The organism is Burkholderia sp. AU30280 (assembly GCF_020420125.1).
In the GTDB taxonomy this organism is placed as follows: Bacteria; Pseudomonadota; Gammaproteobacteria; order Burkholderiales; family Burkholderiaceae; genus Burkholderia.
Map to the genome: position 1 here is coordinate 696,655 of NZ_JAIZRY010000001.1, position 12,716 is coordinate 709,370.

The window sequence follows — 12,716 nt, forward strand, 5'->3', positions numbered from 1 at the left end:
CCGCTCTCACCGCGACGACGGGCGCGAATCCGCGAGCGGCATCGCCAGGCCCGCGGCTGCCGGCGTCCGCCGCAGCATGTCGCGCGTGATCCGCACGTGCTGCTCGGCGAACGCCTGCGTGGTCAGGTCGCGCTCGCGCAGGCAGGCGGCGGCGGCCCGCGCGCAGCCGAGCGCCGCGGCCGGATCGGCCGCGAAGCGATCGGCGGCCTGGCGCATCGCCTGCGCGTCGAAGGCCGGCACATAGGCGGCCGTATCGTGCGGGAAGTAGTCGCCGAGCCCGCCGACGTCGGACACGATCATCGGCTTGCCGACGGCTGCCGCCTCGAGCATCACCGTGATGCCCGACGCATGGAAGTTCGGCCGCAGCGGCACGACGATCACGTCGGCCCACGCGTACAGCTCGTGCTGCTTCGCGAGCCCCGATGCCGAGCCGATCTTCACGTTCGGCGCATGCCACTCGCGCGGCACGCGACGCCGCGTCGCGAGCCGCACGTCGTAGCGTTCGTCGCCGCCGAACGCGGCGAGGAAGGTGCGCCAGTCGCGGTCGCGGTCGTTGCCGATCGCCGCGATTCGCAGCGGCCGGTTCGGTTGCCACTGCTGCGGCTCGGTGAGCGGGAAATCCTGCGTGTTCAGCCCGTAGTAGACGAACTCGGCCTCGCGCCCGAGGTAGCGGCGGCACAGGTCGGCGTTGTCGCGGGCGAGCGTGGTCAACGCGTCGGCACGTGCGAGCAGCTTGCGGTACAGCCAGCGGCGCGGGCCGCCGAAGCTGCCCCACTTGTCGAACAGCCAGACGCTCTGTGCGAGCAGCAGCGGGCGCTTGCCCTGCGCACCGGCGAGCTTCAGGATCAGCGCAGCGGCCAGATGCTCCTGTTCCGTGTGCGTCCAGATCACGTCGGTATTCAGCAGCGCGGCGCGGTTGCGCCACGCATGCACGACGTCGAAGCCGAGCGCCGCCTTCAGCGCGCGGCGCGCGAGGCTGGCGACGCGGCTCTCGCCGCCGTCCTGCGAATAGGTCAGCTGGAATTCGTCGGATTCGGCATGGTGATAGCCGTACAGACAGCCGATGTTCTCGCCTTTCCGGTAGGTACGCGGATCGGCGCCGTGAAACAGGTGGACGTGAACCTTGGTTGCAGTCATTCGAGCCCTTCTCCGGGTTCGGCCGCGCGGCGTGGTGCGCGCGGCTCGTTCAAGACGTCACCGGCGGCATCGCCGCACGATGGGGGGCAAGGTTCGCGCGGCGGGCATCGCGCGCGCCGCGGCGCACCGCGCGCCAGTGCGCCCGGATCCGCTCGCGCTTCGCCGTAGGCAGCGACAGCAGCACGTGCGCGAGGCCCGGGTAGACGCGCGTACCGACCAGCGTCCACCACCACCACGCGATCTCGCGCCGGACCGGCGGAAGGTGCTCGCGCAGGATCAGGTGCAGGTTGTACGCGCCGTTGCTGATCGCATTCAGCGACGCGGCATCGCGCCGGTCGTCGTCGAAGCGCTCGGCCGGAAAATGATCGACCGCGATCGCCGGGTCGTAGACGAGCTTCCAGCCGTTGCGCTGCACCTGCATGCTGAAACCCATGTCGTTGTGCACCTGCGCGCCGGCGCCTCGCAGCCGCGTGTCGAAGCGCAGCCGCTCGATCGCCGCGCGGCGGTAGCTCATGTTCGCGCCTTTCAGCATGTCGACTTCGCGCAGGCCGCCGACGCCGAGATGATGATTGCCGACGATCTTGCCGGACAGCGTGAGCTGGCCGACGAGCTCGCGCGATTCGTCGAGCACGCGGCCCTTCTCGTGCACCCAGTCGCGCCCGCCGACCGCACCCACGCGCGGATCGGCTTCGAACACCGATTCGACACGCGCGAGCCAGTCGGGGTGGGGGGCGGCGTCGTCGTCGGTGATCGCGACGATGTCGCCGTTCGCCGAGTCGAGCCCCTTGTTCAGCGCGGCGACCTGGCCCGGCACGTCGACCGGCACGATGCGTAGCGGCAGCGCGCCGCCGGCCGCCGGATCGGCGAGCCGTTCGTGCGTGGCATCATCCTCCGGGCGCGCGACGACGATCACCTCGTCGGGCAGCCGATGCTGCCGCTGCAGCGCCAGCAGGCAGCGCGCGAGGTCGGCGGGACGCCGATAGGTCGGAACGAGCACGGAAATTTTCATCGTTGGTTCTCCTGTCGGCCGGGCGGGCAACGCTCGCTGCCCGCCCGGTTACGTGCGGTGCGGATCAGGCGCTCAGGTATTCGTGCACGGCCGCATAGCCGCGGCCGTAGCCGCGCGCCTTCGGCGGCACGCCGTTGAAGATCCCGCCTTCCAGGTCGACGCCCGCGGTGCGCAGGCGCTTGATCGCGTCGGCGATCTCGCCTTCGGTGTGCATGCCCGAGCGCAGCACGAGGAACGTCGAGCCGGCCATGCGGCCGATGATGGTCGCGTCGGTCACCGCGAGCACCGGCGGCGAATCGATCAGGATCACGTCGTAGCGCTTGCCGAGCCCTTCGAGGTATTGCGGCAGGCGCGTCGACATCAGCAGCTCCGACGGGTTCGGCGGACGCGTGCCGGCCGAGATGAACGACAGGCCCTGCACCGGCGTCTCGCGCACGGCTTCCTCGAGCGCCGACTGGTCGCTCAGCAGCTCGGACAGGCCCGGCTGCGACGTGAGGCCGAAGTAGCGGTCGAGCAGGCCGCGACGCATGTCCGCGTCGATCAGCAGCACGCGCTTGCCCGAATGCGCGAGCAGCACCGCGAGGTTGACCGTCAGGAAGCTCTTGCCGATGCCGGGCGTCGGGCCCGTCAGCACGATCACGCGGTTCTTCGCGTCCATCATCGCGAACTGCATCGCGGTGCGCAGGCTGCGCAGGCTCTCGACGCTGAGATCCTTCGGACGCAGGTTCGCGAGGATCGGCCGCGCGCGGCTGCCGCCCTTCTCGGCCTGTGCATCGAGCTTCGCCTGCTCGGCGCTTTGCGGCACCAGCCCGTACAGCGGCAGGTTGAACGCGCGCTCGATGCGGTCGGGATCCTCGATGCCCTGGAACAGGTTGCGGCGCAGGAACACGACGCCCGTGCCGAGGATCAGCCCGAGAAACACCGCGGCCGACAGGATCAGCACCTTCTTCGGCTTGACCGGATCGCCCGGACGCAGCGCGGAATCGACGAGGTGGATGTTGCCGCCCGTGCCGGCCCGCTGCACCGACAGCTCCTGCACGCGGTTCAGCAGCAGCACGTAGATGTCCTCGGCAACCTTCGCGTCACGCTGCAGCTGGACGGCCTTCACTTCGGTGGCCGGCAGGCTGCGGAAGCGGTTGCTGAACTTGTCCTTCTCGCCCTGCAACTCCGCGAGCTGCTGCTTCGCGGCGATCACCATCGGGTGCGAATCGGTGAAGCGCTGCGCGAGCGACGCGAGCTGCAGGCGCTGCGCGGCGATCTGCTGCTCGTACTGCACGCTGCCCTCGAGGTAGACCTTCGCCTCGTCGCTCGCGTTGATCGAGCCCGACGTGCGCTGGTACTGCGTCAGCGCGGCTTCCGCGCGTTCGAGGTCGGCCTTCAGGCGCGGCTCCTCGCCCTTCAGGAAGTCGAGCATCTTGGTCGCCTCGGCCTGCTTCGCGACCACGTGCTGGTTCAGGTACGACTGCGCGAGCGCGTTCGCGATCGCGGCGGTCTGGTCCGGATCCTTGCCTTCGAGCGAGATCTGCACGACGCCCGTCTGCTTGCCCTGCTCGGTCACCTGGATGCCGGCCTGGAAGCCGCTGATCGCGTCGAGATCGTTGAAGCGCACCACCGTGAACTGCGTGCCGGGGCGCGCGACGAGCTTCGACACGAGCAGGGTCACGCCGCCGCCCTGCGCCGATTCGCCGACATGGCCCGACAGCAACCGCACGCCGTTCTGGTCGACGAGCGAATAGGTGCCGTTCGGGCCGGCCGTCAGCGTCAGCTTCTTGCCTTCGAGCGCGGGCACGACGTTGATCGAATCGACGTCGGCGATTTCGCCGCCCCACGCATACGATTTCAAGCCGAGCCACGGCCGGGCCGGCGTGCCCGGCGTCGCGATGCGCGCGGCGAGGCTGCCGATCACGGGCAGCGTCTTGGGCGCGACCGAGAAGTTCAGCTTGAACTGCTCGACCACCGGCGCGACCACGCCGCGGCTCTTGATGATCTCGATTTCCGCATCGGTCTGCGCCTGCTGCGGACCGGTGTTGATCGTCGCGCCGGTCTGCGTCTGCGTGAGCGCCTGCGACGTGTTGTCGTTGCTCTCGACCCGCACGTGCACGTCGGCCTGGTAGACCGGCTTCGCGATGTAGCAGTACAGGCCGGCGAGCGCGACGACCGTGACCGCGATGCCGAGCAGCAGCCAGATGTCGTCCATGATCACCTGGAGCAGCTGGCCAAGGACGACGTCCTCTTCCTCGGTTTTCGCGGACAGATCCGCGTAGGAGTGTTTCGCTTGCGTGTTCACCATTCGTTCCCGCTTGAGTGGTGCCGGGGCGGAGACGCCGCCCCGGCGGGCTATCAGCGCGTGATCTGCCGCATGTAGAAGATCGTCTGGATCGTCGGCAGCACCTGCTGCAACACACGGTTGAACTGCACCGAGCCGGCCGTGCTGACGTAGACGACGTCGAGCGGTTGAAGCGGGAAGCGGCTCGACAACATCAGCGCATCCGGCTGCGTCATGTCGAGACGGAACACTTCAGGCTTCGTCGGGTTGTCGCGCATGCCGCGCATCACGTAGATCTTGCGCGGGTTCGCGTCGGTATCGAGGATGCCGCCGCCCGCGGTCAGCGCGTCGGCGATCGTCAGCTTGCCCTTGAGCATCGGCACCGTGACCGGCGTCTTGACCTCGCCCATGATGAACACGCGGCTGTCGCTGCGGTCCGGCACGTTGACGATGTCGCCCGGCTGCAGCATCACGTTCTGCTTCACCTCGCCGCGATCGAGCACGCCGTTCGCGTCGAGCGTGTAGAGCTTGCCGTCGCGCGTCAGCCGCACGCGCTGCAGGTCGGCCTCGCTGGTCGAGCCGCCCGAGCGCGAGATCGCGTCGACGAGCGTCAGCGGCACGTCGCTCACCGCGAGCGGGCCCGGCTGCTTCACCTCGCCCGTCACCTGCACCTTCTGGCTGCGGAACGACAGCACGCGCACGTCGAGCTGCGGATTCTTCACGTAGCGCGACAGCGAGGTGGCCATCTGCTCGCGGATCTGCGCGACCGTCTTGCCGGCCACCTTGATGCGGCCGACGAACGGGAAGAAGATCGTGCCGTCGGCGGCGACCGTCTGGCCGTACGGGTCGGCCTGGCCCGGCAGCGCGGTCGTATACGGCTGCTGCAGCGCGCCCGCGACCGACTGCGTCGTGTTGCCGCCGCTCGAGAACGACTGCCCCTGCGGCGTCGTCAGCTCGGGGTGGTCCCACACGGTGACGCCGAGGATGTCCTGCGGGCCGACGCGGTACACGTACTCCGACGGATCGGTAAAACGTCCGGGCGGCAGCGGATGGTCGACCTGCGCTTTCTGCAGCTGGTCCATCACCACTTGGGCGTCGATGTAATGAACCGGATAGGTTTCGGCCGCTTGCTGCCGGCCTTCATCCTTCAGGTTCGACGAGTCGAGGTAGTTGCCGGGCGCGGTTGCACAGGCCGACAGGAAAGTCGCCAGCGCGACGGCAAGCGCCACCGGGCGCATCGGGCGTTTCAGCATAGTTTCTGTAGCCATCCTTGAACCAGGCGTTCGATCAGTGAGTAGCTTTCGCGGTAATCGGCCTCGGGGCCGCCGTGCGGATCGGCGATCTCGGCGCCTTCCCACTTGCCAAGCAGGTGGACCTTGCCGCGCGCGAACGGATCGACCGACTCGACGGCCGCAATCTGTCCGCGCTCGCTGACGAGAATCAGGTCGGCGTCGCGCACGATCCGGCGCGACAGACGCCGCGAGCGATGGGTCGTCGCATCGACGCCGTGCTCGGCGAGCAGTTGACGCATCACCGGATCGATGCCGTCGCCGTCGTTCGCATGCACGCCGGCCGAGTGGAACGTCGGGCGCGGGCCGCCGCGCGACGCGGCGTGCGACTTGAACAGCATTTCCGCCGCCGGGCTGCGGCAGACGTTCGCGTGGCAGACGATCAGGATGTTCCGGAACATGGCGTCTCGTAACGAGTGACGGGAAACGGGTTACGCGCTTGCGGGCGCGGTGCCCGGCACACGGGCGGCGACGGCCTGGCGCGAGCCCGGCCGGCCGATCGGGTGGTACTCGATGCCCAGCTCGCTCATCGTCTCCGGCTCGTACAGGTTGCGGCCGTCGAAGATCACCGGCGCTTTCCACAGGCGGCCGAGCGCAACGAAGTCGGGGCTCTTGAAGATCTTCCATTCGGTGACGATCACGAGCGCGTCGGCATCGCGTGCGGCCTGCGCCTCGTCGTCGACGAACGTCAGGCGCTCGAGCCAGCTCGGGTGATCGGCGAGATCGAGCGCGATCACGCGGCGCGCTTCCTGCTGCGCGACCGGGTCGTACGCGGCGATGCGCGCGCCGCGCGACAGCAGCTCGGCGATCAGCTCGCGGCTCGGCGCCTCGCGCATGTCGTCGGTGTTCGGCTTGAACGCGAGGCCCCAGATCGCGAACGTGCGGCCGGTCAGGTCCTCGCCGAAACGCGCGACGATCTTCTCGGCGAGCACGCGCTTTTGCGTGGCGTTGACCGACGACACCGCCTTCAGGATCTGCAGTGCCTGACCGTGCTCGTCGGCCGTGCGGATCAGCGCCTCGACGTCCTTCGGAAAACACGAGCCGCCGTAGCCGCAGCCGGCATACAGGAAGTGATAGCCGATGCGCGGATCGGAGCCGATCCCGCGGCGCACGGCCTCGATGTCCGCGCCGAAGCGGTCGGCGAGGTTCGCCAGCTCGTTCATGAACGAGATGCGGGTCGCGAGCATCGCGTTCGCCGCGTATTTCGTGAACTCGGCCGAGCGCACGTCCATATACAGCGTGCGTTCGTGGTTGCGGTTGAACGGCGCGTAGAGCTTCTTCATCAGCTCGCGGGCGCGCTCGCCCGGCACGTCGTCGTCGCAACCGATCACGATGCGGTCCGGCCGCGTGAAATCGTCGACCGCCGCGCCTTCCTTCAGGAATTCCGGGTTCGACACGACCGAGAACATCTGGTCGCCGCCGCGCTTCGCGAGTTCTTCCGCCACCGCCGCGCGCACGCGTTCGGCCGTGCCGACCGGCACCGTCGACTTGTCGACGATCACCTTGAAGCCCGTCATGGTGCGGCCGATGTTGCGGGCGGCCGCGAGCACGTATTGCAGGTCGGCCGAACCGTCCTCGTCGGGCGGCGTGCCGACCGCGATGAACTGCACGTCGCCGTGCGCGACCGCGGCCTCGATATCGGTCGAGAAACGCAGGCGGCCGGCCGCGCGATTGCGCGCGATCACTTCCTTGAGGCCCGGCTCGTGGATCGGCACGCCGCCGTTGTTCAGGATGTCGATCTTTGCCTGGTCGACGTCCAGACAGAACACGTCGTGCCCGATGTCGGCGAGACAGGCGCCGGTGACAAGACCTACGTAACCGCTGCCGATGATAGTCAGATTCATGATGTGTCGGACCTCTTGACCAATGATTCGAAATTCGTAAAACCGGAATGCCTGCGCGGCGCGACCTCGGTACCCGGTACTCAGTACGCGTTGCTGCCGGTGAAGCCTTTCCAGAGCGTCAGCACGACGATCTTGATGTCGAGCCAGAACGACCAGTTCTGCATGTAGTACAGATCGAGCTTCACGCGTCCCATCATCTTCTCGATCTGGTCGGTCTCGCCGCGAAAGCCGTTGATCTGCGCCCACCCGGTGATGCCCGGCTTGATCCGGTAGCGGAACATGTAGCCCTTGACCAGATCCTTGTAGATGTCGTCGTGCGCGAGCGCATGCGGACGCGGGCCGACGACCGACATCTCGCCCTTCAGCACGTTGATGAACTGCGGCAACTCGTCGAGGCTCGTGCGGCGCAGGAACCGGCCGACCGGCGTCACGCGCGAATCGTTCTTCTTCGCCTGCGTGACCTGGCCCGCCGCTTCCTGGTGCACCTTCATCGAGCGGAACTTGTAGATCTCGAACTCGTGCCCGTCGATGCCCTTGCGCTTCTGGCGGAAAAACACCGGCCCGCGCGACGTCAGCTTGATCAGGCCGGCGATCAGCAGCATCACCGGCGCGAGCGCCGTGAGCGCCGCCAGCGCGAACAGCCGGTCGAACACGAACTTCGGCAGGATCCGCACGTCGGTGATCGGCGATGCCGCGAGGTTGATCGCCGGCACGCCGAGCACCTCGACCACTTCCTGGTTGAAGAACGACAGCGTGCGCACGTCCGGGATGAAGCGGATATTCACGAAGTCGTGGCGGAACACCGTCACGATATGGTGAATCCGGCGTTCCTCCGTGATCGGCAGCGTGAGCCACAGCTCGCTGATCGCGCGGCTGCGCACCAGCCACACCAGCGATTCGAACTGCCGTTCGATGCGCACGTCGTCGAGCGCGACTTCGCCCGGCGCTTCGCTTTCGTCGTAGACGCACACCGGGTTGAAACCGGCTTCCGGCCGCGCCCGCATCTGCGCGATCAGCCGCCGCGCCGCCGGCGTGCCGCCGACGATCGCGACCGCCTTCAGGTTGTAGCCGCCGCGGCGCAGTTGCCGCAGCACGACATGCACGCAGGACTTCGAGCCGGCGAGCAGCGTCATCGTCGCGAGCGCCCAGTAACCCAGCCACAGCCGCGACAGGTCGCCCGACTGATGAAAGCTGAAGCTCAACAGGATGCCCGCGAGTTCGACCACGAGCCACGCGAACGCCACCCGCCCCACCAGCCCGACGAGACGCTTGCCGCGCCAGGACTGGTAAATGCCGAACGCGGGAAAACACACGACGACGAGCAGGCAATCGAACAGCATCATCGTGCGCTGCAGGTCGTTGAGCCAGATGCTGCCGCCGTGCAGCGCGGCGGCGATCAACGCCCCCGTCACGACCATCGCGATATCGATGACTCTCGCCAGCACGCTCAACATGTCTGCTTCCTCTTTGAACAGGCGTTTGCCGAACTGCTCCTTGCGCGACCGGTGCCGCACATTCGATTCAAACGTTGCATGTCGTTATTGAAGCGGTAAGAAATTTTCGCCTCAAGCGTACAAGTATTTCGAAAAATAATCGGAAATTATTTCCGGGAAGTTTTTGAATTAAATCGGCATGTTTTCCCGAAGCGCTCGCGGGCCGGGAATTTTTCGGAAGCTTTACGATTTCCGCTCACCCTTTGCTGGCGGTCAAGGCCAGCCGATAAAAGGATTTATTTTTTATTTTTTTAATTGCATCGGATGCCAGCGCGAGAAATCCTTCCGGATGAATTCATGGCGAATATCCGGCAATGGGTCCGGTTTTATTGTCGATTTACTTCGTGCTACAACGACAGGCACTGACTTCAACCGTGGAGAGTGTCCTCATGAATGCTCCGGCCGTGGCTGCCGAAACGCGCCACTCTTCTTCCGCCGCCCCCGCCGCCGGCACGCGCGTCGCCGTGCAACCGGTGATTCTCGCCGGCGGGTCCGGCACGCGCCTGTGGCCGATGTCGCGCGAACGTTTTCCGAAACAGCTGATCGGCCTGCTCGGCGAACATTCGCTGCTGCAGTCGACCGCGCTGCGCCTCGACGGCCTGGCGGCCGACCATCCGCTGAACGACGACGTGCTGATCGTATGCGGCGAGGATCACCGCTTCACCACCGCCGAACAGCTGCGCCTGACCGGCAAATCGGCGTCGATCATGCTCGAGCCGGTCGGCCGCGACACCGCGCCCGCGCTGACGCTCGCCGCGTTGCGGCTGGTCGCCGGCGGCAACGATGCAGTGATGACCGTAATGCCGGCCGACCACGCGGTCGCCGACCTGCCGCGCTTCCACGCGGCCGTCGCGGCCGGCGTGCACTGCGCGGCGCAAGGCAAGATCGCGACGCTGGGCATCGTGCCCAAGCACGCGGAAACCGGCTACGGCTATATCCGCGTCGGCGCGCCGCTCGGCGACGCCGCCACGGGCAGCCTCGACGTGCGCCGCCTCGACCGTTTCGTCGAGAAACCGCATCTCGAACTCGCTCAGCAGTACGTCGCATCAGGCGAATACTGGTGGAACAGCGGCATCTTCATCGTACGCGCATCGGTCTGGCTGAAGGCGATCCGCCAGCTCGAACCGGCGATCCATGCGGCCTGCGAACAGGCCTTCGCCCAGGGCAAGGCCGATGGCGATTTCTTCCGCATCGATCGCGACGCATTCGCCGCGTCGCCATCGAACTCGATCGACTACGCGGTGATGGAGCCGCTCGCCGGCCTGCCGCAACTGTGCGAAAGCGTCGTCGTGCCGCTCGACGCCGGCTGGTCGGACGTCGGCTCGTGGGACGCGATCTGGCAGATCTCGCCGAAGGACGAGGCCGAGAACGTCGGCCGCGGCCACGTGCTGTTCGAAGGCGCGGAATCGACGTTCGCGCATTCGGAAAGCCGCCTGGTCGCCTGCGTCGGCACGCAGAACCTCGTCGTCGTCGAAACGCCCGACGCCGTGCTCGTCGCGGACAAGTCGCGCGTGCAGGACGTGAAGAAAATCGTCGGGCACATCAAGGCGCAACGCGGCGCGGAAGCGACCGATCACCGCAAGGTGCATCGCCCGTGGGGCCACTACGACTCGGTCGACATGGGCGAACGCTTCCAGGTGAAACGCATCGTCGTGAAGCCGGGCGCACGCCTGTCGCTGCAGATGCACCACCACCGTGCCGAACACTGGATCGTCGTCTGCGGCACCGCACGCATCACGCGCGGCGACGAAACGTTCCTGCTGTCCGAAAACGAATCGACGTACATCCCGCTCGGCGTGTCGCACCGACTGGAGAACCCCGGCAAGATGCCGCTCGAGCTGATCGAAGTGCAGTCGGGTGCGTATCTCGGCGAGGACGACATCGTCCGCTTCGACGATACCTACGGCCGGCAGTAACGCACGTGCACGTGGGGCGCCGCTTCGACGGCGGCGCCCCAGCAAGGCAAGCATGGGAAGACGGGGCTTCCGCGCGGGCGTCGTGGCACACGACGGCCCGCGCGTTTCGGCGGTACGGCGATCAGCCGACGCGGTACACGTACTCGCGGCGCTCCGGCTGTACCGGATCGTTGCGGCTTTCGGACAGCGTGGTCGCGCGACGCTCGGCGATGAAGCGCTTGATGTCGGACTCCGCACGCGCGAGCGCGGACAGGCCGGCCAGCACCTCGCCTTGCGGCTCGCGCGCCGGTTCGTCGCTCGCGCCATGGCGATCGATCCACTGGCGCGCCCAGTCGAGCGCGAACTGCTCGGCTTCCTCGGCATCGGTGAAACGCGGGCCGATCAGGCCCGAGCGCTCGACGCGCCGGTCTTGCTGCGAAATCTCGGCCCACGCGCGATACATCAGGTTCTGCACCGGCTGCGCAATGCCGTAGATCGTATAGCCGCGATATTCGTCGACTTGCGGTTCGGCCGCGGCGAAGCTCGCCGACGACGCACGCGCAGGGCGCAGCTCTCTCGACGGCGCCCCGGGCACCGCGAACGACACGGCTGACGGATCGACCACTTCATCGACCGGCATCGCGCTCAGCGACGCGCCCTCGCCCTGCCAAACGTTTGCCTGAGCGACCGGCAATTGCCACGATTCGGGGTTCTGCCAGAACACGCCGCGCAAGCGATCGTTGTCGGGCGCAGGCTCGGCACGACGCGCGGACACGACCGGCGCCGGCGGCGGCGGGATATACGCGAACGTGCGCCCGCTGAACTGGGTCAGCACGTCGATCATCTGCAGCAGCGTGCCGGACGCCAGCCATTCCTCGTAACGGCGACGGCACGTCGGCCCGGACGGATAGCGACCGGGCAGCTTCGACCAGGCTTCACCGGTCGTCAGGATCCAGAGCACCGCGTTGGCAACGACGCGCGGTTCGGCTCGTGGACGCCCACGACGGTTCAGCCGGATGGGTTCATCGGCGATCAGCGTTGAAAGACGAAACCACTCTTCATCGTTAAGCTCATCGAAGAACATAGTAGATCTCTCCACGCAGCCAGGCCGGGGCTGCGATTGGCGGCGCCGTCGCGACACATCGCGTCGCGGGGCGGCCAGGTTGCACATTATGGTTATCCGACGTTGTGCATGCCGGCGCGGCACCGCACTTTCACGGTGCCGCCATTCCCGGCAATGACGCACAAATCACGGTCTCACTCCAATGTGGGAATTTTTGTGCACGAAGCATACCATCCCTAGGGTTTATCTCAATATGACAATGACTTAATGTTACGCACTGAAACAACCCGCCATGGGTGCGCAATGTATTTACGCTTGAATTTTTTTGCGGGATCTTTATGCCCGCAGCTGCAAAGGCCCGCCTGGCGGGGCTCCGAAGCGCATGAAGAGTACCTTTTCATGGGCATTTTCGGGCCACTCCGCTCCCTGTCGGAAACAATCCCGCGCATTGCTTCCCGACATCGGTAAATCAGGGAAAAAAGCGTAACAAGATATTCACGAATCGGTAAATCATTCGAATTCGGTTGATTTAAATTATCTCCGTGCACAATATTTTTATTGTTTCTCTGCGAGTGATGAAAGCACGGTGACGCACGATGCACATTTTTCGCCACGCGCAAACTCGTGACGTCTGTTACATCTTCACGGCGGCAGGCGAGCAATCGCGCCGCATCGGCGGCGGACATCCCGTTTCGGGTCGGAACGGAAAAAGGAGACCGG

The 12,716-nt window shown here is 66.5% G+C and carries 10 protein-coding genes; 1 reads left to right on the forward strand and 9 read right to left on the reverse strand.

Annotated features, from left to right (window positions below; translation table 11 throughout):
• Positions 1-6: 6 nt before the first annotated feature.
• The 7 genes from LGN17_RS03105 to LGN17_RS03135 form a co-directional block, all read right to left on the reverse strand.
• Positions 7-1,137 (reverse strand): glycosyltransferase family 4 protein, encoded by a 1,131-nt coding sequence (locus LGN17_RS03105; protein WP_226195103.1) that lies wholly within the window; start codon positions 1,135-1,137, stop codon positions 7-9.
• Between the two features lie 49 nt (positions 1,138-1,186).
• A complete protein-coding gene (locus tag LGN17_RS03110) occupies positions 1,187-2,146 on the reverse strand; it encodes a glycosyltransferase family 2 protein (protein WP_226195104.1) in 960 nt (319 codons plus the stop codon).
• A 64-nt stretch (positions 2,147-2,210) separates the two neighbouring features.
• Positions 2,211-4,436 (reverse strand): polysaccharide biosynthesis tyrosine autokinase, encoded by a 2,226-nt coding sequence (locus LGN17_RS03115; protein WP_226195105.1) that lies wholly within the window; start codon positions 4,434-4,436, stop codon positions 2,211-2,213.
• Between the two features lie 50 nt (positions 4,437-4,486).
• A complete protein-coding gene (locus LGN17_RS03120; RefSeq protein WP_226195280.1) occupies positions 4,487-5,665 on the reverse strand; it encodes a polysaccharide biosynthesis/export family protein in 1,179 nt (392 codons plus the stop codon).
• Positions 5,659-6,102 carry a low molecular weight protein-tyrosine-phosphatase gene (locus LGN17_RS03125; RefSeq protein ID WP_175958463.1) on the reverse strand — a complete coding sequence of 148 codons (444 nt, stop codon included), beginning with the start codon at positions 6,100-6,102 and terminating at the stop codon, positions 5,659-5,661. Before LGN17_RS03125 ends, LGN17_RS03120 begins: the two co-directional genes overlap by 7 nt.
• A 30-nt stretch (positions 6,103-6,132) precedes the next feature.
• Positions 6,133-7,545 carry a UDP-glucose dehydrogenase family protein gene (locus LGN17_RS03130; protein WP_175958464.1) on the reverse strand — a complete coding sequence of 471 codons (1,413 nt, stop codon included), beginning with the start codon at positions 7,543-7,545 and terminating at the stop codon, positions 6,133-6,135.
• Between the two features lie 80 nt (positions 7,546-7,625).
• Positions 7,626-8,999, reverse strand: a complete 1,374-nt coding sequence (locus LGN17_RS03135) for an undecaprenyl-phosphate glucose phosphotransferase (protein ID WP_226195106.1) — start codon at positions 8,997-8,999, stop codon at positions 7,626-7,628.
• A gap of 428 nt (positions 9,000-9,427) precedes the next feature.
• Between LGN17_RS03135 and LGN17_RS03140 the strand changes: the two genes are divergently transcribed.
• Positions 9,428-10,954 carry a mannose-1-phosphate guanylyltransferase/mannose-6-phosphate isomerase gene (locus LGN17_RS03140; protein ID WP_226195107.1) on the forward strand — a complete coding sequence of 509 codons (1,527 nt, stop codon included), beginning with the start codon at positions 9,428-9,430 and terminating at the stop codon, positions 10,952-10,954.
• Between the two features lie 121 nt (positions 10,955-11,075).
• Here the strand turns inward: LGN17_RS03140 and LGN17_RS03145 are convergent, their stop codons facing one another.
• The gene (locus tag LGN17_RS03145) at positions 11,076-12,017 is read right to left on the reverse strand and encodes a transposase (RefSeq protein ID WP_226195281.1); all 942 of its coding nucleotides are present in this window, start codon (positions 12,015-12,017) and stop codon (positions 11,076-11,078) included.
• Between the two features lie 227 nt (positions 12,018-12,244).
• Positions 12,245-12,682, reverse strand: a complete 438-nt coding sequence (locus LGN17_RS03150; protein WP_226195108.1) for a hypothetical protein — start codon at positions 12,680-12,682, stop codon at positions 12,245-12,247.
• Between the last annotated feature and the right edge of the window lie 34 nt (positions 12,683-12,716).